Source organism: Geodermatophilus sp. URMC 64 (assembly GCF_053502555.1).
In genome coordinates this window covers 373,867-395,001 of sequence record NZ_CP199955.1, presented here as the reverse complement: position 1 = coordinate 395,001, position 21,135 = coordinate 373,867, and the positions used below count along the sequence as shown (strand labels likewise).

Below are 21,135 nucleotides of genomic sequence, written 5' to 3'. Positions count from 1 at the left end.
GGCGGACGTCGGCTGGGAACTCACGTAGCAGTGCCAAGAGGGCGCGCAGCGGTCGCATTCCGCACCCGCGCCGGATGTGACGCGGCTTGCGCTGCGGACGGTCAGTGAGGGGCGCGGCGCAGCCGCAGCAGGTTCGCGGCGGCCTGTGCCCGCCGCGGCGAGCTGGCCGGCAGCAGGTCGAGGCAGGCCTGCCAGACGACGGCGTCGTCCCGCGCCTCGGGCAGCGTGCTGTAGCGCAGCAGCAGCTCGGGACGGCGGCTGCGCAGGACGTGGTGCCGCAGCAACGCCGCCAGCCGCTCGCGCGCGACGGCGACGCCGGGGGCGCGCGACGCGGGCAGGACCGCGCCGGGGTAGCGCTCCAGCGCGGCGCCGACCGAGCCGCGGCCCAGCAGCCGGCGGACCCGGTCGAGGTCGGTCTCCAGCGGTCCGCCGAGCCGGTAGGGCCGCGAGCCGACCAGCCGGGGGCCGACCAGCCGGCGCAGCCGGGACAGCTCGGCCCGGACGGTGACCGCCGCCGTCCCGCCGGGGTGGCACTCGGCGGCGAGCTGCTCGGCGGTCCGCCCCTCCCCGGCCACTGCCGCCTCGGCCAGCAGGAGCAGCAGCTCGGAGTGGCGCAGGGAGAGCTCGAGACGCCCGGTGGGCAGGGTGAGCCGGGCGCGGTCCCGGCCGAGGACCTCGAGCTGCGGAACGGCGCGCGGAGCCGGGGGGCGAGCGGCCCGCTCGCGGTGCAGCAGCCGCAGCTCCGACTCGACCGCGGCCACGGTGGCGCGCACGAGGGTCAGCATGTGCGGGCTGGCCACGTGGTCGCCGCCGGTGACGTCGATGGCGCCGAGCAGCACCCCGGTGAGGGGGTCGTGGACCGGCGCCGCCGAGCAGCTCCACGGCTGCACCGGCCGGCGGTAGTGCTCGCTGCCGTAGATCTGCACCGCGTGGTCGACGGCGAGCGCCGTCCCCGGGGCGTTCGTGCCGGCGACGTCCTCGGCCCAGCGCGCGCCCTCGACGAAGTTCATCCCGGCCGCCCGGGACCGCAGCCGGGCGTCACCCTCCACCCACAGCATCCGGCCGGCGGCGTCGGTGACCGCGACGATCATGCGGTCGGCCTCGGCGTCCTCGACCAGCAGCCGGCGGATCACCGGCATCACGGGGGCCAGCGGGTGCGCCTCCCGGTAGGCCAGCAGGTCGCCGTCGAGCAGCTCCACCGGCGGGGCGCCGCCGTCGGGGTCGACGCCGCTGCCCAGGCTGCGCCGCCAGGAGTCGACGACCACGTTCCGGACGGCGCCGGGCGCGGGCGGGGCGCCGGTCACGAAGTTCTCGTGCGCAGCCCGCAGCAGCCGGGTCAGCCCGGGGCTGGGCCGCCCCTCCGGGAGGGCCAGCCAGGGGTTCGTCGTCGTCATCGACCCGCCACGCTGCGAGACCGGAAGCTCATGTCGCGCCCATCGTGACCGCTGACCAGCGTTTCCACCAGCGCCCCGCCGGTGCCGGACCGGTCCGTCCCGGGGGCGGCGGATCGGGCAGCATGGCCGCGTGGCCGACCGCGGACGACCGATCACGCTGATCACGGGCGCGGGGCGCGGCATCGGCGCGGCCACGGCCCTGCACCTCGCCGGGTTGGGTCACGACCTGGCGATCGGCTACCGGCGCGACCCCGACGCCGCCGAGCGCACGGCCGCGCGCGCAGTCGAGCGGGGCGCCCGCGCGGTCGCCGTCCAGGCGGACGTCACCGACGAGCACGAGGTGGACCGGCTGTTCGACGCCGTCGCCGAGCGGCTCGGGCCGGTGACCGGTCTGGTGAACAACGCCGGCGCCACGCTGCACATCGGGGATCTCGCGGACACCCCGGTCGACGTCGTCCGCCGCGTGCTCGACCTCAACCTGGTCGCGGTGCTGCTGTGCTGCCGGCGCGCGGCCCAGGTGATGTCCACCCGGCGCGGAGGCGACGGAGGGGCGATCGTCAACGTCTCCTCCTCCGCGGCCACGCTCGGCTCGCCGCACGAGTACGTGCACTACGCCGCGGCCAAGGCCGGCGTCGACGCGCTGACCGTCGGGCTGGCCAAGGAGCTCGCCGGCGACGGCATCCGGGTCAACGCCGTCGCCCCCGGCCTCGTGCGCACCCGGATCCACGCGGACGCCGGCGACCCGGGCCGGCTCGACCGCGTGGCCGCGCGCATCCCGATGGGCCGGCCCGGTGAGGCCGACGAGGTGGCGCCGGCCATCGGCTGGCTGCTCGACGCGGACGCCGCGTCCTACATCAGCGGCGCGGTGCTCCGGGTCGCCGGCGGGCTCTGACGGCGTCGAACGTCGGCGGGGCGGCCGGGAGCAGGGCGCGCGGGTCGCGGGCCCGCAGCGCTCCGGCCCACAGGCCGGCCCCGTAGGCGAGGTCCTCCAGCCGGCGGGCGGCGGCGAAGCGCAGCGGCCCGACCGCGCGCCGGTGCGGCCACCAGGCGACGGCCGCGTCGCCCACGGCCGCGGCCAGCACCAGTCGCCGCGCCCGGCGGGAGAGCACCGCGGCCGGCACGGCCAGCGGCCAGTGGTGGCGGGTGACCGCGCGGGCCAGCGTCGTCCCCGCCGTGGCCGTGCCGCGCAGCACCAGGCCGGTGGCGAAGAGGGCGGGCGGCGCCTCCCCCGGCCGGGACAGCCGGCGGGTCAGCCGGGCCGAGGCCGCGGCCAGGACGGCGACCGCCGGCACCAGCCTGCGCCGGCCGGAGAGCAGCAGCCCCCAGGCGGCCGCCGACCACGGGGAGATGACCAGCGGCGCCACCGCGCGGCCGTGCCGGGCGGCCAGCGGCGCCGCCCCGGTGCCGTAGAACGCGCGGCGGCGCAGCCACGCCGCAGCCGCGGACGGGTGCTCGTGGGCCACCTCGGCTGCCGGCTCGTAGCGCACCCGCCACCCGGCGCCGGTCAGCCGCCACACCAGGTCGACGTCCTCGGCCACCTGCATCGACTCGTCGAAGCCGCCCCCGAGCGCCGCGCGGCGGACGAGCAGCGCCGCGCTGGGCACGTAGGAGACGGCCGACAGGGGCCGGACGGCGGCCGGGCGCCCGCCCATGTCGAGCGCGCTCACCGCCGACTCGTACGGCGTCAGCCAGGTCGGGCGCTCCGGCGGCAGGCCGACGATGCGCGGGGCGACCAGCGCCAGCCGCGGGTCGGCCAGGTGCGGGGCCAGCGCGTCGAGCCAGCCGCGCCGCGGCACGCAGTCGGAGTCGACGAAGGCCACGGTGGCGGTCGCCGCCTCCCGCAGGCCGGCGTTGCGGGCCGCGGCCGGTCCGCGCGCGGGCGCCTGGCGGAGCACGTCGGCGGCGCACGCCGCGGCCACGGCCGCCACCGCGCCGGGATCGGCGGAGCCGTCGTCCACGACCAGCACGGGCACGCCGGCGGTGGACGGGTCGGCGCGCAGGGCGGCCAGCAGCCGGGCGAGGGACGCCGTCCGGTCGCGGACCGGGATCACGACCGTGACGTCGTCCGGGGCCCGCGCGTCCAGGTCGGGGGCGGCCATCCCGGCGTCGAGCAGCCGCGCGGCCAGGGCGGCGCTGGTCACGTCCCGGACGACGAGCCGGTCGCCGGCCAGCAGCGCGCGGGCCCGCGGCGCCAGCCGCAGCAGCCGCAGCGGCGACCCGCCGAGCAGCGATGCGCCGTCGTCCCGCCGCTGCACCGCCGGGTCCAGCCGGACGGCGAACCCGTCGGGCAGGCGGTCCGCGGGCGGGGCGCCGACGCTCATCGCGCGGCGAGCACCTCGTCGGTGGTCGTGAGCTCGACGAGCGGGGCGTACAGGGACATCAGCCGCAGCGCCCGGTCGTGGTCCTCGTCGCTGGAGCCGGCGCAGGCGTCGGTGACCACCCGCACCGGCACGCCGGCGTCCGCGGCCGGCAGCACGGTGGAGAGCACGCAGCAGTCCGTGGCGACGCCGGCGACCGTGAGCGGGCCGCTGCCGACGATCTCCGCGAGGTCGGGACCCCACTTTCCGAACGTGGTCACGTCGAGCACCTTGGCCGCGCCCGGGTCCTCGACCAGCTCGTACAGCGGGGCGTCCGGCGGCTGCAGGGCGAACGGGTACTCGGCGTAGTAGTCCACCCAGGCGCCGACCGGCTGCTCCTGAGCGACGAACCGGGTGAAGACGACGCAGCCCTCGAAGGCGTCGGCCAGCCGCCGGATCCGCGGCCGCACCTCCTCGAACCGCGGCGTCGTCCACGGCGAGTCGGGGTCGCCGAACACCCGCTGCAGGTCGACGACGACCAGCCAGCCCGGCGGTGTCACGCGGCCTCCTGCGCCCGCACCGCCGACCGGCGCAGCGCCAGCGTGCCGAGCAGGCCCACCAGGAAGGCGACCAGGACGCCGAGGTTGGCGAACGCCCAGGAGCCGTCCCTGCCGCCCAGGCCCAGCGGGCCGAGCAGGTAGCCCTGCCAGTCCAGCCAGCCGGCGAAGGTGTTGGTGACCAGCCCCCAGCCGAGCACTGTGCCGATCAACAGGAGCAGCAGCGGAACGGGCTGGACGCTGCCGTAGCGGCCGCGCGGGTCGAACAGCTCGGGCTCGGCGTACGCGCGGCGGCGCAGCGCCAGGTCGGCCAGGAAGATGCCGCACCACGCGGCGATCGGGACGCCGAGGGTGATCAGGAAGCCCTGGAACGGCCCGATGAAGCTGTCGGCGACGAAGACGACGAAGACCGTGCCGATCACCATGAGCGTGCCGTCGATCGAGGCCGCGACCGGGCGCGGCACGCGCAGCCCGGCAGCGAGCAGCGACAGGCCGGACGAGTAGATGTCGAGCAGGGCGCCGCCGATCAGGCCGAGGACGACGACCACGATGAACGGCACCAGGAACCAGGTGGGCAGGAGCGTGCCGAGGGCGCCGATCGGGTCCAGCCCGATCTGCGCGGACAGGCCGCTGTCCGAGCCGGCCAGCAGCAGGCCGGCGAGCAGCAGCAGGACCGGCGCGAGCGCGCCGCCGAACGTCGTCCACCCGACGACGCCGCGGGTGGACGCCGACCGCGGCAGGTAGCGGGAGTAGTCGGCGGCCGCGTTGACCCAGCCGAACCCGTAGCCGGTCATGGCCAGGGTGAGCGCGCCGACCACCGCCGCCGTCGTCCCGCCCCCGAGCGAGGAGACCGCCGACCAGTCCACGGAGTCGGCCACCAGCACGAGGTAGACGACGGTCAGGACGCCGGTCACCCACGTGATGACCGTCTGCATCCGGATGATGGCGTCGAAGCCGAGCACGCCGCCGGCCACCACGAGGGCGGCCACGACGAGCAGGGCGACGACCTTGGTCGCCGTCCCGCCGCTCCAGCCGAGCTGGTCGAACACCTGCGCGGTGGCGAGGGTCGCGAGCGACACCAGCGCGGTCTCCCAGCCGACGGTGAGCACCCAGGACAGGACGCTGGGGACCCGGTTGCCGTTCACGCCGAACGCCGCCCGGCTCAGCACGAGCGTCGGGGCCGAGCCGCGCTTGCCGGCGATCGCGACGAAGCCGCAGAGCAGGAAGGAGACGACGATGCCGATGACGCCGGCGATCAGCGCCTGCCAGAACGAGATGCCGAAGCCGAGCAGGAACGACCCGTAGGCCAGGCCGAAGACGCTGACGTTGGCGCCGAACCACGGCCAGAACAGCTGGCGAGGGCTGCCCTTGCGCTCGTCCTCGGCGATGACGTTGATGCCGTTGGTCTCGACGGCGACGCGCGGGGTCGGCGCCTCGGGTGCGACGGGACCCGTCTCGCGGGTCGGCTGCTGGGTCATCGTGCGCCGTCCTCTCCTCGGAAACCGCCCGATCTTGGTCCGGACCATAGACCCGCGAGCGGCGTCCGGATGATCAACCCCGCAGCCGGCCGCGGGGGTCGACGTCCCAGGCGGCGACGGCGGCGGCCAGGCGGTCGGCGAGCGCGCCCAGCAGCCCGGCGCCCTCCTCGGCGGAGGCGCCCGCGGGGTCGCCGAGGACGCCGGTGGGGCTCACCGGGCGGACCCCCTCGATCCGCAGCCGGTGCAGCAGCCGCTCGATCGGCAGGGTCTCGCCGGCGACCGCGCGGTGCCCCCGGACCCCCTCCGGTTCCACGTGCAACATCAGGGACGTCTCGGTCCGCCCGGCGTGCGCGTCGCCGCCCGGGATGCCGCACGGGAACCAGGCGACGTCCCGGCTCTCCGCGCGGAGCACGGTGCCCGCGGCGACCAGCGCGTCGAGGTTGCCGCCGTGGCCGTTGACGAGCAGCACGCGCCCGGCCCAGCGGCAGGCCGACCGCCCGTACTCGACGAGCAGCCCCGTGAGCGCCTCGGTGCCGAGCGAGATCGTGCCGGGAAAGCCCTCGTGCTCGCCGCTCGCGCCGTACGCGAGGGCGGGTGCCAGCAGGGCGCCGTCCATCCGGCCGGCGGCGGACTCGGCGACGGCGCAGGCCACGGTGGTGTCGGTGGTCAGCGGCAGGTGGTGCCCGTGCTGCTCCACCGAGCCGAGGGGGACGACGAGCAGCGGCGCCTCGGGGACGTCCGGCCAGACGACGTCCCCGAGGCTGCGCACCGGGGCAGCTTAGGGATCGTGGTCGGCGGGCAGGAGCAGCGCATGACGTCCGACGACACGACGAAGGTCGCCGAACTGCTGAAGGACGAGCGCTTCGGCCTGTTCACCACGACCGCTCCCGACGGCACGCTGATCAGCCGTCCGATGACGATGCAGGAGGTCGAGTTCGACGGCGACCTGTGGTTCTTCGCCGCCCGGAACTCCCGCAAGGTCGCGCACGTGACGGCGAACCCGCAGGTGAACGTGGCGACCAGCGGCAGCTCCAGCTGGGTGTCCCTGACCGGGCACGCCGCCGTCGTCGACGACCCCGAGAAGAAGCGCGAGCTGTGGAACTCCGTCGTCGGGGCCTGGTTCCCCGGCGGCCCGGAGGACCCGGACGTCGTCCTGCTGCGGGTGGACGCCGCCTCCGCGGAGTACTGGGACTCCCCCGGCGGCCGGCTGGCCACCGCGGTCAGCTTCGCCAAGGCCAAGCTGACCGGGCAGCCCTACGACGGCGGCGAGAACGAGCGCGTGCAGCTCCAGGGGTGAGTCAGCGGGTCGCGTACACCGCCCGCTCGAAGTCGGCGTAGACCGCCATGGCCTCCTCGGGGATGAACGGCAGGAACTGGGTGTAGATGGCGCCGGTGACCCCGCTGGCGCGGTCGACCCAGAAGTGCGTGTTGAAGATCCCGGCCCACGCGCCGCTGCCGACCGCCCGCATGCCGGGCTCCTGCTGCGTGGTGAGCAGCAGTCCGTAGCCCCACTTCATCCCGGCCGGGCCGTTCCAGGCGTGCGTGGAGGCCGGGTCGGCGGTGGGGATGTGGCTGGGGAAGTCCAGGTCGCCGATCTGGTTGGTGAAGGCAGCCTCCACGGTCTCCGGCCGCAGGATGCGGACGCCGTCGAGCTCGCCGTCACCCAGCAGCATGCGCTGGAAGCGCAGGTAGTCGCGGGGCGTGGAGTACAGGCCGTGCCCGCCGGCCCACCACTCCGGCTCCGGGGACCAGTCGAGGTCGGTGGCGACCCACTGGCCGTTCTCGTCCTTCATGTGCACCGGCGTCAGGTTGGCCCGCTGCTCGGCCGTCGGGGTGAACGTCGTCTGCGTCATGCCCAGCGGCTGGAGGACGTTCTCCTCCAGGTACTTGTCCAGCGTGCGGCCGCAGACCGCCTCGACGACGAGGCCCAGCCAGTCGGTGTTGATGCCGTACTCGAACCGCGTCCCCGGGTCGGCGACCAGCGGTGCGCTGAAGCAGGCCCGGCTGCCGGTGAGCACGTTGGGCGTGCCGGTGGCCGCCTCCCAGCGGACCAGGTCCTCGTTCCAGAACCAGTAGCCCAGGCCGCTGGTGTGGGTGACCAGGTGGTGGACGGTGGCACGGGTGGCCGGGGGCCGGGTGCGCGGGGTGTCGCCGTCCCAGCCCTCGAGGACCTGCAGCTCGGACCACTGGGGCACCAGCTCGTCGACCGGCGTCTGCAGGTCCAGCTCACCGCGCTCGACGAGCTGCAGCGCCGCCGTCGTCGCGACCATCTTGGTCATGGACGCGATGCGGAAGAGCGTGCCGCCGTCCAGCGGCTGGTCGGTGCCGACCGTCCGGTTGCCGGCCGCGCCCTCGTAGAAGGGGCCGTCGCGATCCGCGGCGACCGCGACCACGTTGGGGACCGCGCCGCTGTCGACCGCCTGCCGCAGGACCTCGTCGATCCCGCGGGTGTCCACCGCTGTCGTCATGACCGCCTCCTCGATCGTGTGGTGTGCACCACACTCTCGACAGGTCGGGCGGTCGCGGTCAACAGCCGCTCAGCGCAGGTCGGCTCCGGCCAGCGGGGACTCGTCGCAGATCTTGACCGGGACGGTGGGCATGCCCAGCAGGGTCGGCTGGCCGCGGACCGGCCCCGTGTGCGAGTGGTCGAGGTGGCTGCGCGGGGTGGCCGTGGCGCGGTCGCGGGCGGCCAGGGCGGTCTCGCCGTAGCCCTGCACGCACTCGGGGTCGGGGCCGTCGAGCGGCAGGCCGGTGAAGAACTTGGCCGCCATGCAGCCGCCCCGGCAGGCGTCGAAGTGGCCGCACTTCGTGCAGGCGCCGCCGGTCTGCGGGCTGCGCAGCTCGGCGAACAGCTCGCTCTCCTGCCACACCTTCTGGAAGCCGCCGGGCGAGCGGACGTTGCCGGCGAGGAACTGCTCGTGGATGGCGAACGGGCAGGCGTAGACGTCGCCGACCGGGTCGATCAGGCAGACCACGCGGCCGGCGCCGCACAGGTTCAGCCCTGGGAGCGACTCCCCCAGCGCCGACAGGTGGAAGAAGGAGTCGCCGGTGAGGACGCGGTCGCCGTTGGCCAGGAGCCACTGGTACAGGTCCCGCTGCTGCACGGCGGTGGGGTGCAGGGCGTCCCAGACGTCGGCGCCGCGGCCGCTCGGCCGCAGGCGGGTGATCCGCAGCTGGGCGCCGTAGCGGTCGGTCAGCGCCTTGAAGTCGTCGAGCTGGGAGACGTTCTCCCGGGTGACGACGACGGAGACCTTGAAGTCCTTCATCCCGGCCTCGGCCAGGTTCTCCAGCGCGCGGACGGCGGTGGCGAACGAGCCGGTGCCCCGGACGGCGTCGTTGACCTCGGCGGTCGCGCCGTCCAGGGAGATCTGGACGTCGACGTAGTCGGTGGCCGCGAGCTGCTCGGCCCGCGCCCGGTCCAGCTTGACGCCGTTGGTGGAGAACTTGACCCCGACGTCGTGACCTATCGCGTAGTCGAGCAGGTGCCAGAAGTCCGGCCGCACGGTCGGCTCGCCGCCGCCGACGTTGACGTAGAAGACCTGCATCCGCTGCAGCTCGTCGATGACCGCCTCGGCCTCCGCGGTGGACAGCTCGCGCGGGTCCCGCCGTCCGGACGACGACAGACAGTGCACGCACGCCAGGTTGCAGGCGTAGGTGAGCTCCCAGGTCAGGCAGATCGGCGCGTCGAGGCCGTACTCGAACTGGTCGATCAGCCGACCCCCGGTGGGACGGGAGGGCAGGACTGCGGTCACACGGACTCCCGGGGTTCGATCATGTGCGAGCGCGCGAGGTCGGCCAGCGCCTTGACGTAGGCCGGCCGCTGGGGCTCGGCGACGCCGCACGCCGACAGCGTCGCCGTCGCGCTGGGGTGCTCACCCAGCGACTCGACCACCTGCACGAGCAGCTTCGACTTCAGGAACGACAGCTTGCGGTTGCCGAAGTGGTAGACCAGCGCGCCGAACGGCTCGGGACGCAGGGCCACCGACCGCGCCCGCTGCCAGGGCAGGCCCGGGTCGAACTCGTCCACGAGAGCGTTCAGTAGACGCCGCACATGCCGTCGATCGAGACCTCTTCGACCAGCGACTCCTCGACCACGGGCTCCTCGGTGGCGGGCGCCGGAACCTCGGTCTCGACGTCGGCGGGGGTCGTCGTCTCGGGCATGCGGGCCTCCAGGAGCCGGAGTGGGGTGGGTCACGTCGGACGCTAGTGGCACCCGGTGCCACCGGCAACAACGGGCCGGCCTGCCGGGAGACCCCGCGCGCACCGGCGAGGGCGGAAGATGGCGGGGTGACCGAGCCGGGGCCGGACCCGCGCGGGGGGACGCGCGCCCGCATCGAGCAGGCGGCCCTGGACCTGTTCGCGCTCAAGGGGTTCGAGCAGGTCACGATCGACGACGTGGCGGCCGAGGCGGGCATCAGCCGGCGGACCTTCTTCCGGTACTTCGCCACGAAGGCCGACGCCGTGTGGGGCGACTTCGGCTTCCACGTCGCCCGGCTCGAGCGGCTCCTCGCGGCGGACGAGCCGGACCGCCCGGTGCTCGCCCGCATCTGCGCCGCCTACGTCGAGGTCAACGACTACGCCGAGGCCGACCTGCCGCTGCTGCGCGAGCGGATGCGGCTGATCCTGACCGAGCCCGCGCTGCAGGCGCACTCGCAACTGCGCTACGCGGAGATCGACCGGGTGGTGGCCGAGCACGTCGCCCGCCGGACGGGGACGACGGCCGATGCGCTCCTCCCCCGGCTGGTGGCGACGACGACGCGGGCAGCGGCAACCACCGCGTTCGAGGTCTGGCTGGCCGACGGCCGCACGCGGCTGGCCGACGACCTCGACGCCGCCTTCCGCGAGCTCGCCGGCGCCTTCCCCTCCCTGGACGCCGGATCGGCGCACCGCACCTGACACCTCGTGGCACTCGGTGCCACGATGACCATCCCTGAACACCGAGAACGGGAGCTGGCACATGGCGAACGCCTGGTTCGAGACGGTGGCCGAGGCACAGCGGCGGGCCAAGCGCCGGCTGCCCAAGGGCGTCTACGGAGCCCTGGTCGCCGGCGCGGAGAAGGGCCTGACGGCGGCCGACAACACCGCCGCCTTCGACGAGGTCGGCTTCGCCCCGCACACCGCCGGCCTGGCCAACGCCAAGCAGATGGCCACCCGGGTCATGGGCCAGGACATCTCGCTGCCCGTGCTGATCAGCCCCACCGGCGTGCAGGCGGTGCACCCGGACGGCGAGGTCGCCGTCGCCCGCGCCGCCGCCGCCCGGGGCACCGCGATGGGCCTGTCGTCGATGGCCAGCAAGCCGATGGAGGAGGTCATCGAGGCCAACCCGAAGACCTTCTTCCAGCTCTACTGGGTCGGCTCCCGCGAGGACATGGCCGCCCGGGTGGACCGCGCCCGCCGGGCCGGCGCCGCCGGGCTGATCGCCACCCTGGACTGGTCGTTCTCCTACGGCCGCGACTGGGGCAGCCCGTTCATCCCGGAGAAGGTCAACTTCGAGGCGGTCCGCCGCTACGCCCCGCAGGTGGCGCTCAAGCCGCGCTGGCTGCTCGACTTCGCCAAGACCAGGAAGCTGCCCGACCTCACCGTCCCGAACATGGTCGCCACCCCCGGGGACCCGGCGCCGACCTTCTTCGGCGCCTACGGCATGTGGATGTCCTCTCCGATGCCGACCTGGGAGGACGTCGCCTGGCTGCGCTCGCAGTGGGACGGGCCGTTCATGCTCAAGGGCGTCATGCGGGTGGACGACGCCCGCCGCGCGATCGACGCCGGCGTCACCGCGATCTCGGTGTCCAACCACGGCGGCAACAACCTCGACGGCACCCCCGCCTCGATCCGGGCGCTGCCGGCGATCGCCGAGGCGGTCGGGGACCGGGTGGAGGTGCTCCTGGACGGCGGGATCCGCCGCGGCGCCGACGTCGCCAAGGCCCTCGCGCTGGGCGCGAAGGCGGTCATGATCGGGCGGGCCTACCTGTGGGGGCTGGCCGCCAACGGCCAGGCCGGCGTGGAGAACGTCCTCGACCTGCTGCGCGACGGCCTGGGCGCGGCGATGGTCGGCCTCGGCAAGAGCTCGATCGACCAGCTGCGCCGCGACGACCTCGTGCTGCCGCCCGGCTTCGAGCGGCGCCTCGGCGTCGAGGGAGCGGACGCGCCGGTCGACGTGCGGACGGTGTCCCGCTCGGCCTGAGCGGCCCCCTTCCAGGGCCCCGCCCTGAGCTTGCTCAGGGCGGGGAGGAAGGAGGTCCTTTCAGTCGTCCGCGCCGTGGCCACCGGAGCCGTGGTCGTCACCGGCGGGGTCGTCCGCGCCGTGGCCGCCGGAGCCGTGGTCGTCGCCCACGTCGTGGGTCGCCGGGTCATCGGCGCCGTGGCCGCCGGAGCCGTGGTCGTCGCCCACGTCGTGGGTCGCCGGGTCGTCCGCGCCGCCGCGACCGCTGCCCGCGGGAGCCGCGGCCGGCGCGGGAGCCGGCGCCGGCGCCGGAGCCACGTCGTCCGCGCCGTGTCCGCCGGAGCCGTGGTCGTCGCCCACGTCGTGGGTGCCCCGGTCGTCCGCGCCGCCGCGACCGCTGCCCGCGGGAGCCGCGGCCCGCTCGGGAGCCGGCGCCGGAGCCGGAGCCGGAGCGAGGTCGTCCGCGCCGTGCCCGCCGGAGCCGTGGTCGTCGCCCAGGTCGTGGGTGACCGGGTCGTCGGCGCCGCCGCGGCCCTGCTCGACCGAGGAGACGGTGCGGGTGGCGTCGTCGGAGGACGACGTCCCGTCGGCCGAGGCGGAGACGGCGGCGAAGCCGATGAGGCCGGCGCTGAGCGCGGCGGTGGCAGCGGTGAGGATCGTCTTCTTCTTCATGGCTGGAACTCTGCGGCCGGCCAGGGAAAGGCGACGCTAAGGAACCGCCAAGCTCCGCCCAGGCCGTTGCTCAGCGGGCGGAGCGCACGATCCGGTCCGGGCGGACGACGACCGCGCGGGCCGAGGCGGCCCCCAGCCACCCGGCGAGCACGCCGCTCGGGTCCTCGATCGCGACCGGCGGGCCGGCCGGCTCGAGCGGGCGCACGGTGAGCCGGCCGCCGTCCACGGACAGCTCCGCCGACCCCCGGCCGAGGACGTCGTCGAGCCGGCACCGCCGCCCGCCGGCGAGCACCTCCGGCTGGGGCACGAGCGTGCCGGCCAGCCGCCGGCCGGCCCGGCCGCGCCGCTCCACCAGCGGCCCGCGGCGCAGCGGCGGCGTCCGGCTGCTGCGCGCCAGCGCGGCGGCCGCCGGGACCCGCCGGTAGCCGGCCAGCACGACGCGCCGCACGACGTCCCCGGCCCGGCCGCCGCCGGTCATCAGCCCGCCGAGGCGCACCGCGATCCGGATCAGTGCGCGGGCGTGCGGCGCGCGCTCGGCCGCGTAGGTGTCCAGCAGCTCCTCCCCCGCCGTCCCCGCTCGGACGGCGGCCAGCTTCCAGGCCAGCTGGTGCACGTCGCGCAGGCCCAGGCCGAGCCCCTGTCCGATGAACGGCGGGGTGAGGTGCGCGGCGTCCCCGGCGAGCAGCACGCGGCCGGCGCGCCACCGGTCGGCCACCTGCGCGCGGAACTCGTAGCCGGCCGCACGCTCGACCTCGGCGTCCGCGGCCCCCCACGGCGCCAGCAGGGCGGCGAGGTCGGCCGACTCCGCCGTCTCTCCCGGCCGCAGCCGGAACTCCCAGCGGTAGCGGTCGCCGGTCACCGGCATGAACGTCGCCGCCCGGTGCGGATCGCTGACCTGGTGCACGCCCGGCCACACGGGGACGGCGGCCGGCCAGCGGGCGTCGATCACGAGCCAGCGGTCCGGCCGGCCCAGGTCGCGCATGCGCGCGCCGATCAGCTGCCGGACCGTGCTGTTGGCCCCGTCGCAGCCGAGCACGAAGGAGGCGGCCACGGCGCCGTCCCCCGTCGCGAGGACGACCCGGTCGCCGTCCTGCGCCAGCCCGGTCACCTCGCAGCCCCCCCGGAGCTCGATGCCCGGCGTCCGCTCCACTGCGGATCGCAGCACGGCCTCGAGTTCCGGCTGGCGGAACAGCACCCCGGGCGGCCAGCCGTACAGCGCGTCCTCGGCGCGACGGGGGAACTCGGCCAGCGTGCGCAGCCGCCGGTCCACCAGCCGCATGCCCGCGATCGGCCGGCTGATCGCGGCGACGTCGTCGGCAACCCCGGCGTCCTGCAGGACCCGGAACACCTCGTCGTCGAGGTGCGTGGCCCGAGGCAGCGGATACGGCTCGGGGTAGCGCTCCAGCACGAGCACCCGCACGCCGCGGCGGGCGAGCAGCAGCGCCGCCGTGAGCCCCACCGGCCCGGCGCCCACCACGACCACCGGGACGACCGTCACCTGCACAGTCTGACCGTCCGGACGTACCACATCCGGAGGTCGCGCCGCGAAGGTAGCGAAGAACGTTGCAGGCCTCTTCCCCCGGGTGTGACGCGGGCCATAACGTCGGGGCATTCATGCGCGCTCGCGCATGCCCAGAGACGGGCCCTCGACGAGGGCGACGAGGAGGTCACCTGTGCCCGTAGAGACCCGCGGCGCGATCATCCGCGAAGCACCAGGCAAGTACGAGGTCGTCGACCTGATCTCCGACGACCCACGCCCCGGCGAGATCCAGGTCAAGATGGCCGCCTCGGGCATGTGCCACTCCGACGACCACGTCGCCACCGGCGACATCCCGGTCGCGCACTACCCGATGTGCGGCGGCCACGAGGGCGCCGGGGTGGTCACCGCTGTGGGCCAGAACACCAAGGGCTTCAAGGAGGGCGACCACGTCGTCTTCTCCTTCCTGCCCGCGTGCGGCCACTGCCGCTGGTGCGCCAACGGCATGTCCTACCTGTGCGACCTCGGCGCCGGCCTGCTCGTGGGCGCCCGCTTCGACGACCTGGAGAGCTTCCGCTTCCAGACGTCGGACGGGACGCCGGTCGGCCAGATGTGCGGCCTGGGCACCTTCGCCGAGGTGACCACGGTGAACGCCGAGTCCGCGATCAAGATCCCCGACGACATCCCGCTCGACGTCGCCTGCCTGACCGGCTGCGGTGTGGGCACCGGCTGGGGGTCGTCGGTGCAGGCGGCCAAGGTCGAGCCCGGTGACACCGTGATCATCATGGGCATCGGCGGGATCGGCATCAACGCCGTCCAGGGCGCCGCCCACGCCGGGGCCAGCCACGTCATCGCCGTCGACCCGGTCGCGTTCAAGCGCGAGAAGGCCTCGGAGCTCGGCGCGACCGAGACATTCGCCAGCATCGAGGAGGCCGACGAGTTCGCGAAGAACATCACCAACGGCCAGGGCGCGGACAAGGCGATCGTCACCGTCGGCGTGACGAAGGCCGAGCACGTCGCGCAGGCGTTCCAGGCGATCCGCAAGGCCGGCACCGTCGTCGTCACCGGGCTGGGCAACATCCAGGAGGTCGGCCTGCCGATCTCCGTCGGCGAGCTGACGCTGTTCGCCAAGGAGCTCAAGGGTGCGCTGTTCGGCGACTCGAACCCGCACACCGACATCCTGCGGATGCTGCGGCTCTACCAGGAGGGCAAGCTCAAGCTCGACGAGCTGATCACCAAGCGGTACTCGCTCGACGAGGTCCAGCAGGGCTACGAGGACATGCACGCCGGCAAGAACATCCGCGGCGTGATCATCCACAACCAGTAGGCACGATCAGCTGAGCTGATCCCGGCGCCTCCTGGCTCACGTCCCACCGTGAGCCAGGAGGCGCTGACGTGAGGGAGGAGACCACGTGGGGACGACGACCGCGTCGCGCCTGGACGTCGGCGGCATGGTGCGGGTCGCCCGCGAGCGGGTGGTCGCGCGGATCCGGGAGGCCGAGGTGGTGGCCGCGGCCCTGTCGGCCGGCCGCAACGTCGTCCTCGAGGGGCCGCCGGGCACGGGCAAGACGACGCTGCTGCGCTCGCTGGCCGACGGCGCGGGCGTCCCCCTCGTGCTGGTCGAGGGCAACGCCGAGCTGACGCCGACCCGGCTGGTCGGCCACCACGACGCCTCCCGGGTGCTCTCGGAGGACTACCGCCCGGAGAACTTCGTGCCCGGGCCGCTCACCCGGGCCATGACGGAGGGCGCGCTGCTCTACGTCGAGGAGTTCAACCGGGTGCCCGAGGAGACGATGAACGTGCTGCTCGGGGTCCTCTCCGAGCGCGAGATGCACGTGCCGCGCTACGGCCGGGTCGCCGCCCGGCCGACCTTCCGCCTGGTCGCCGCGATGAACCCGTTCGACGCCGTCGGCACCGCCCGGGTCACCCCCGCGCTCTACGACCGCTCCTGCCGGGTGGCCATGGGCTACCAGGACGAGGACGCCGAGCTGGCGGTGGTGGCCGCGGTGACCAGCGCCCCTGCCGACCTCGTCGCGCGGGCGGTCCGCGCCGTGCGGATCACCCGCGACCACCCCGAGCTGCGGATCGGCGCCTCCGTGCGCGGCGCCATCGACACCGTGCTCATCGCGCGCGAGCTGGCCGTCGTCCGCGGGTCCGACGGGGTCGAGGAGGGCACCGGGCTGGACGCCGCGCTGGCGGCGCTCACCGGCAAGGTGACCCTCGGGGACGGCGTCGCCCGGCCGGTCGAGGACGTCGTCGCGGACATCTGGCGGCGGGCCGGTGAGGAGCTGGGAAAAGCCTGACGCCCGGGGACGACGAGCCCGGGCCACCGCCGCCGCCCGGCCAGGGCGGTGAGCCGCCCGGCGGCCGCCCGCCGCGGCCGCGCGTGGTCGAGGACCCGGCCGAGGTCGAGGAGCTGCTGAAGAACTCCGCCGCCCGCCGGGCCAGCCGGGACGAGCTCTCCCGCAGCAACCCCGACTTCGACGCGGTCTCCCCCGAGGCCGGGCAGCTCGACGCCGCCGCGGTGGCCGACCTGGCCGAGCGCGACCCCGACGCCGCGGCCCGGCTGCTCGCCGAGGCGGCCCGCGCCTTCGACCCCGCGCTGCGTGCGGCGGCCCGCGCGCTGGCCGCCCGGCTGCCGGTCGGCAACCCCCGCACCGGCGTCGCCGACCGGCCCGGCGTCAGCCGGATGGTCACCCGGCGGGACCCGACCGGGTCGGACGTCGACCTCGACGCCACCCTGGCCGCCCGCGGCGCCGAGCCGCACTGGAAGGCCGCGCACCTGCACACCCGCGGCTGGCGCTCCACCGGCCGGGCGCTGCTGCTGCTCGTCGACGCCTCCGGGTCGGTCGCCGGCGACGAGCTGGCCGCGTCCGTGCTCACCGCCTCGGCGCTGGTGCAGCGGATGCGCCCGGGCGACGAGCTCGGCGTCGTCGCGTTCTGGTCGAAGGCGGTCGTGCTGCGGCCGCTCTCGCCCGACCCGCGCATCGACGTCGTCATCGACCGGCTCTGCGACCTCCGTGGCGGCGGCACCACCGACCTCGAGCTGGCGCTGCAGACCGCGGCCGCGCAGGTGGCCCGCTCCCGCGCGGCCGACCGGCACGTCCTGCTGCTGTCCGACGGCCTGGCCACCGAGAGCCCCGACCCGGTGAACGCCGCCTCGGCGCTGGCCCGCATCCCGGCCCGGCTGTCCGTGCTCGCGCTCTCCGCCGAGGAGGAGGCGGCCGCCTCCTGCGCGGCGCTGGCCGCGGCCGGCGGCGGGCGGGTGGCGCCGCTGCACCGGCCGTCGCACGCGCCGGCCGCCGTCCGCGATCTGCTGGGCTGAGTCCAAGGACCCTGGTGTTCGCATAACGGCGCTACTTCAATAGCGCCACTATGCGAAGAACGAGGGCCGAACAGGCCGCCGCCACCCGCGAGGCACTGCTGGCCGCCGCGCGCAGCGTGTTCCTGCGCAGCGGCTACCACGGGGCCACCGTCGAGGCGGTCGCGCAGGAGGCGGGCTTCACCACCGGCGCGCTGTACGCCCGCTTCGGCGGCAAGGCCGACCTGTTCCTGGCGCTGCTCGAGCAGCGGATCGACGACCGCATCGCCCAGCTGCGGGCCCTCCGGCCGGACGGGCAGGCGGTGGCCCGCCAGTGGGCGCAGATCCTGCGCGCCGACCTGGACTGGACGCTGCTGGTGGTCGAGTTCCGTGTCCACGCGGCGCGCTCCCCGGAGCTGTCGGCCCGCTTCGCCGAGCAGCACGACCGGCTGGTGCGGGCGCTCACCGACGTCCTGGCCGGGATGCACCCCGACGCGCCACGCGAGCGGTGCGAGGCGCTGGCCCGCGCCGGGCTGGCGATGGGCCCCGGCGCCGCGCTGGCCCGGGCGGCCGAGGGCGAGGCGTTCAGCGACGAGCTGATGACCGAGGTCGACGCGGCCGTGGCCGAACGGCTGCTCGGCGAGAGGGAGGGAGCAGTGCCATGACCAGTACCACCGTCGGCGGGGACGTGCGGACCGGCCTCCGGGCGCGGGTGCGCGCCGCCCTGCCGGCCCACCTGGAGCGGCTCGCCTGGAGCCGCGACCAGGTCGCTGCCCACCAGCAGCACCGCCTGCGCGCCCTGCTGCGGCACGCGCGCGAGCACTCGGCGTTCCACGCCGACCGGCTGGCCGGGGTGGACGTCGACCGGTTCGCCCCGGCCGACCTGCCGGAGCTGCCGACGATGACCAAGGCCGAGGCGATGGCCGGCTTCGACGCGCTGGTCACCGACGCCCGGCTCACCCGCGAGCGCGTCGAGGAGCACCTCGCCGAGGCCGGCACCGAGGCCCGGCTGCTGCTCGACGAGTACATGGTTCTCGCCTCGGGCGGCAGCTCCGGGCACCGCGGCGTCTTCGTGTACCCCGCCGACGCGGCGGTCGACTACCTGCTGGGGCTGACCCGGACCGGCCTCGGGCGCCTGCTCGCCGGCGGGATCCCTCCCGGCGGGATGCCGATGACGATCGTCGCCGCCGGCCGGGCGCTGCACGCCAGCCGCGTGCTGCCGTCGCTGTTCTCCGGCGACCTGCTCCGGGTCACCTCCGTGCCGGTCACGCAGCCGGTGCCGGAGATCGTGGCGCGGCTCAACGCCCTCCAGCCGCCGCTGCTGCAGGCCTACCCGTCGATGCTGTCGGTGCTGGCCGCCGAGCAGGCCGCCGGCCGGCTGCGCATCGCCCCGCGGATGATCACCGGCAGCAGCGAGCAGTTCCCCGCCGAGGCCAAGCAGCGGGTGACGGCGGCCTTCGGCGTGCCGCCGGTCGACCAGTTCGGGTCGAGCGAGGGCGTGCTCGGCGTCAGCGCGCCCGGTGAGACGGTCATCCAGCTGGCCTCCGACCTGGCGATCGTCGAGCTGGTCGACGAGCAGGGCCGGCCGGTGCCGCCCGGGACGCCGTCGGCGAAGGTGCTGGTCACCAACCTGATGAACCCGGTCCAGCCGCTGATCCGCTACGAGCTGGAGGACCGGTTCGTGGCCCAGCCGGACACGTCGGCGCACCTGCGGGTCACCGTCGAGGGCCGCTCGGACGACGTCCTGCGCTGGCCCGGCGTCACCGTGCACCCGCTGGTGCTGCGCAGCGCGCTCGTCGCCACCCCGGCGGTCGTCGAGTACCAGGTGCGGCAGACCGCCGACGGCGTGGACGTCACCGTCGTCCCGGACGGACCGCTGGACCGCGCCGCCCTCACCGCCCACCTGACCGCCGCGCTGGCGAGCGCCGGCCTGCCCGCCCCCGTCGTCACCGTGGGGACGGCGGCGGCCATCCCGGCCGACCCGCGGACCGGCAAGGCCAAGCGCTTCGTCCCCCGCTGAGTCGGAGTGCGGGAGCGCAGGTTTCCTGCGCTCCCGCACTCCAACCTCAGCCGCGCAGCTCGGGGAAGTCGCTGTCGGTGTACTCGGTGCCGCTGCCCTGCGGGGCGAGCTTCTCCTCGCGCTCGCGCAGCTCGACCCGGCGGATCTTCCCGCTGATCGTCTTCGGCAGCTCGTAGAACTCGATCTTGCGGACCCGCTGGAAGGGAGCCAGGTGCTCCCGGCAGTGCTTGAGGATCGCGAACGCCGTCTCCCGGGTCGGCTCGTGCCCGGGCGCGAGCGCGATGTACGCCTTGGGGATCGCCGCCCGCACCGGGTCCGGCACCGGGACGACGGCCGCCTCGGTGACCGCCGGGTGCTCGATCAGCACGCTCTCCAGCTCGAACGGGCTGATCTTGTAGTCGCTGGCCTTGAAGACGTCGTCGGTGCGCCCGATGTAGGTGATGTAGCCGTCGGCGTCCCGGTTGGCGACGTCGCCGGTGTGGTAGTAGCCGCCGGCCATGGCCTCGGCGTTGCGCTCGGGGTCGCCCTGGTAGCCGGTCATCAGCGACAGCGGTCGGGCGGAGAGGTCCAGGCAGATCTCGCCCTCGTCGGCGAGCTGTCCGCTGACCGGGTCGACCAGGACCACCGGGACGCCGGGGAGCGGCCGGCCCATCGAGCCCGGCTTGACCGTCGAACCGGGCGTGTTGCCCACGGACGCCGTCGTCTCGGTCTGGCCGTAGCCGTCCCGCAGGGTGAGCCCCCACTGCGCCTTGACCTGCTCGATGACCTCCGGGTTCAGCGGCTCACCCGCGGCGACCGCCTCGCGGATCGCGCCGGGCCCGCCGGAGAGGTCGGCCTTGATCAGCATCCGCCAGACCGTCGGCGGCGCGCAGAACGTGGTGATGCCGTCATCGCGGATCCGGCCGAGCAGCGCCGCGGGGTCGAAGCGCGTGTAGTTGTAGAGGTAGATCGTCGCCTCGGCGATCCACGGTGCGAAGAAACAGCTCCACGCGTGCTTGGCCCAGCCGGGCGAGCTGATGTTGAGGTGCACGTCGCCGGGCTGCACGCCCAGCCAGAACATCGTGGACAGGTGGCCGACCGGGTAGCTGACCTGGGTGTGCTCGACGAGCTTGGGCCGGCTCGTCGTCCCGCTGGTGAAGTAGAGGAGCAGCGGGTCGCCGGCCTGCGTGCCGGGGTGGCCGGGCGGTTCCTCGTCGGCCTGCGCGGTCGCGGCGTACGAGAGCCACCCGGACGGCGCCTCGCCGACCGCGATCCGGGTGTAGTCGCCCGGGACCTGGTCGAACTTCGCGGCATCGGCCGCGTTGACGATCACGTGCCGCGCCCCGCCGCGCTCGATGCGGTCGGTCAGGTCGGCCGGGCCGAGCGCGGTCGTCGTCGGCATGATCACCGCGCCGAGCTTCATGACCGCCAGCATCGACTCCCAGAGCTCCACCTGGTTGCCGAGCATGAGGACGACGTGGTCGCCCTTCGCGACGCCGTTCGCACGCAGCCAGCCGGCGACCTGGTCGGAGCGGCGGACCATCGTGTCGAAGCTGTACCGCGCGGCGCGGCCGTCCTCCTCGACGATGTGCAGCGCCGTGCCGTCGTTGCCGCGCGCGTAGGCGTCGAACCAGTCCACCGCCCAGTTGAACGGGCCGTCGAACGTCGGCCAGCGGAACTCGGCGGCCGCCTTCGCGTGGTCGCCGCGCAGGGCGAGCAGGGAGTCGCGGGCGGCGCGATAGACCTCGGTCGCCGAACTGGGCATGGGCGGGACCTCCTGACCGGAGCGGGCTGCCGTCT

The 21,135-nt window shown here is 75.1% G+C and carries 21 protein-coding genes; 9 read left to right on the top strand and 12 right to left on the bottom strand.

Annotated elements, in window-relative coordinates; translation table 11 throughout:
- Positions 1-101: 101 nt before the first annotated feature.
- Positions 102-1,394: a GAF domain-containing protein gene (locus ACWIYF_RS01880; RefSeq protein ID WP_448626421.1), complete on the bottom strand. Its 1,293-nt coding sequence runs from the start codon at positions 1,392-1,394 to the stop codon at positions 102-104.
- 130 nt (positions 1,395-1,524) lie between these two features.
- On the opposite strand from ACWIYF_RS01880, the gene ACWIYF_RS01875 reads away from it, so the two are divergent.
- The gene (locus ACWIYF_RS01875) at positions 1,525-2,286 is read left to right on the top strand and encodes an SDR family oxidoreductase (RefSeq protein ID WP_448626420.1); all 762 of its coding nucleotides are present in this window, start codon (positions 1,525-1,527) and stop codon (positions 2,284-2,286) included.
- On the opposite strand, the gene mftF is transcribed toward ACWIYF_RS01875, so the two are convergent.
- From mftF to mftE, 4 genes are all read right to left on the bottom strand, one after another.
- Positions 2,249-3,715, bottom strand: a complete 1,467-nt coding sequence (gene mftF / locus ACWIYF_RS01870) for a mycofactocin biosynthesis glycosyltransferase MftF (RefSeq protein WP_448626419.1) — start codon at positions 3,713-3,715, stop codon at positions 2,249-2,251. The genes ACWIYF_RS01875 and mftF overlap by 38 nt on opposite strands.
- On the bottom strand, positions 3,712-4,251 hold the full coding sequence (locus tag ACWIYF_RS01865) for a cysteine hydrolase family protein (RefSeq protein ID WP_448626418.1): 540 nt from the start codon (positions 4,249-4,251) through the stop codon (positions 3,712-3,714). Before ACWIYF_RS01865 ends, mftF begins: the two co-directional genes overlap by 4 nt.
- Positions 4,248-5,726 (bottom strand): purine-cytosine permease family protein, encoded by a 1,479-nt coding sequence (locus tag ACWIYF_RS01860; RefSeq protein WP_448626417.1) that lies wholly within the window; start codon positions 5,724-5,726, stop codon positions 4,248-4,250. The genes ACWIYF_RS01865 and ACWIYF_RS01860 overlap by 4 nt, the downstream gene beginning before the upstream one ends.
- A gap of 73 nt (positions 5,727-5,799) precedes the next feature.
- Positions 5,800-6,495 (bottom strand): mycofactocin biosynthesis peptidyl-dipeptidase MftE, encoded by a 696-nt coding sequence (gene mftE / locus ACWIYF_RS01855; RefSeq protein ID WP_448626416.1) that lies wholly within the window; start codon positions 6,493-6,495, stop codon positions 5,800-5,802.
- 42 nt (positions 6,496-6,537) lie between these two features.
- On the opposite strand from mftE, the gene ACWIYF_RS01850 reads away from it, so the two are divergent.
- Positions 6,538-7,023, top strand: coding sequence for a pyridoxamine 5'-phosphate oxidase family protein (locus ACWIYF_RS01850; RefSeq protein ID WP_448626415.1), 486 nt, complete (start codon positions 6,538-6,540; stop codon positions 7,021-7,023).
- A gap of 1 nt (position 7,024) precedes the next feature.
- Here ACWIYF_RS01850 and ACWIYF_RS01845 read toward each other — a convergent pair whose 3' ends face one another.
- The 4 genes from ACWIYF_RS01845 to mftA all read right to left on the bottom strand — a co-directional run bounded on the left by ACWIYF_RS01845 (position 7,025) and on the right by mftA (position 9,887).
- Entirely contained in the window at positions 7,025-8,194 is a 1,170-nt protein-coding gene (locus ACWIYF_RS01845) for a serine hydrolase domain-containing protein (RefSeq protein WP_448626414.1), read from the bottom strand.
- 69 nt (positions 8,195-8,263) lie between these two features.
- Positions 8,264-9,478 (bottom strand): mycofactocin radical SAM maturase, encoded by a 1,215-nt coding sequence (gene mftC / locus ACWIYF_RS01840; RefSeq protein ID WP_448626413.1) that lies wholly within the window; start codon positions 9,476-9,478, stop codon positions 8,264-8,266.
- The gene (mftB, locus tag ACWIYF_RS01835; RefSeq protein WP_448626412.1) at positions 9,475-9,753 is read right to left on the bottom strand and encodes a mycofactocin biosynthesis chaperone MftB; all 279 of its coding nucleotides are present in this window, start codon (positions 9,751-9,753) and stop codon (positions 9,475-9,477) included. Before mftB ends, mftC begins: the two co-directional genes overlap by 4 nt.
- A gap of 8 nt (positions 9,754-9,761) precedes the next feature.
- Positions 9,762-9,887, bottom strand: a complete 126-nt coding sequence (gene mftA / locus ACWIYF_RS01830; protein WP_448626411.1) for a mycofactocin precursor MftA — start codon at positions 9,885-9,887, stop codon at positions 9,762-9,764.
- Between the two features lie 126 nt (positions 9,888-10,013).
- On the opposite strand from mftA, the gene mftR reads away from it, so the two are divergent.
- The gene (gene mftR / locus ACWIYF_RS01825; RefSeq protein ID WP_448626410.1) at positions 10,014-10,622 is read left to right on the top strand and encodes a mycofactocin system transcriptional regulator; all 609 of its coding nucleotides are present in this window, start codon (positions 10,014-10,016) and stop codon (positions 10,620-10,622) included.
- Between the two features lie 61 nt (positions 10,623-10,683).
- The gene (gene mftD, locus ACWIYF_RS01820; protein WP_448626409.1) at positions 10,684-11,907 is read left to right on the top strand and encodes a pre-mycofactocin synthase MftD; all 1,224 of its coding nucleotides are present in this window, start codon (positions 10,684-10,686) and stop codon (positions 11,905-11,907) included.
- 60 nt (positions 11,908-11,967) lie between these two features.
- Here mftD and ACWIYF_RS01815 read toward each other — a convergent pair whose 3' ends face one another.
- Both ACWIYF_RS01815 and ACWIYF_RS01810 read right to left on the bottom strand, forming a co-directional pair.
- Positions 11,968-12,558: a hypothetical protein gene (locus ACWIYF_RS01815; protein ID WP_448626408.1), complete on the bottom strand. Its 591-nt coding sequence runs from the start codon at positions 12,556-12,558 to the stop codon at positions 11,968-11,970.
- A 70-nt stretch (positions 12,559-12,628) separates the two neighbouring features.
- On the bottom strand, positions 12,629-14,056 hold the full coding sequence (locus ACWIYF_RS01810; RefSeq protein WP_448626407.1) for a bifunctional 3-(3-hydroxy-phenyl)propionate/3-hydroxycinnamic acid hydroxylase: 1,428 nt from the start codon (positions 14,054-14,056) through the stop codon (positions 12,629-12,631).
- Between the two features lie 175 nt (positions 14,057-14,231).
- On the opposite strand from ACWIYF_RS01810, the gene ACWIYF_RS01805 reads away from it, so the two are divergent.
- From ACWIYF_RS01805 to ACWIYF_RS01785, 5 genes are all read left to right on the top strand, one after another.
- Positions 14,232-15,362, top strand: coding sequence for an NDMA-dependent alcohol dehydrogenase (locus ACWIYF_RS01805; RefSeq protein ID WP_448626406.1), 1,131 nt, complete (start codon positions 14,232-14,234; stop codon positions 15,360-15,362).
- Positions 15,363-15,447: 85 nt separating this feature from the next.
- Positions 15,448-16,338: an AAA family ATPase gene (locus ACWIYF_RS01800; protein WP_448626405.1), complete on the top strand. Its 891-nt coding sequence runs from the start codon at positions 15,448-15,450 to the stop codon at positions 16,336-16,338.
- An 83-nt stretch (positions 16,339-16,421) separates the two neighbouring features.
- On the top strand, positions 16,422-17,360 hold the full coding sequence (locus ACWIYF_RS01795; protein WP_448626404.1) for a vWA domain-containing protein: 939 nt from the start codon (positions 16,422-16,424) through the stop codon (positions 17,358-17,360).
- 50 nt (positions 17,361-17,410) lie between these two features.
- On the top strand, positions 17,411-18,001 hold the full coding sequence (locus ACWIYF_RS01790) for a TetR/AcrR family transcriptional regulator (protein ID WP_448626403.1): 591 nt from the start codon (positions 17,411-17,413) through the stop codon (positions 17,999-18,001).
- Positions 17,998-19,356, top strand: a complete 1,359-nt coding sequence (locus ACWIYF_RS01785; protein ID WP_448626402.1) for a hypothetical protein — start codon at positions 17,998-18,000, stop codon at positions 19,354-19,356. Before ACWIYF_RS01790 ends, ACWIYF_RS01785 begins: the two co-directional genes overlap by 4 nt.
- Positions 19,357-19,402: 46 nt before the next feature.
- Here ACWIYF_RS01785 and ACWIYF_RS01780 read toward each other — a convergent pair whose 3' ends face one another.
- Positions 19,403-21,100 (bottom strand): AMP-binding protein, encoded by a 1,698-nt coding sequence (locus ACWIYF_RS01780; RefSeq protein WP_448626401.1) that lies wholly within the window; start codon positions 21,098-21,100, stop codon positions 19,403-19,405.
- Between the last annotated feature and the right edge of the window lie 35 nt (positions 21,101-21,135).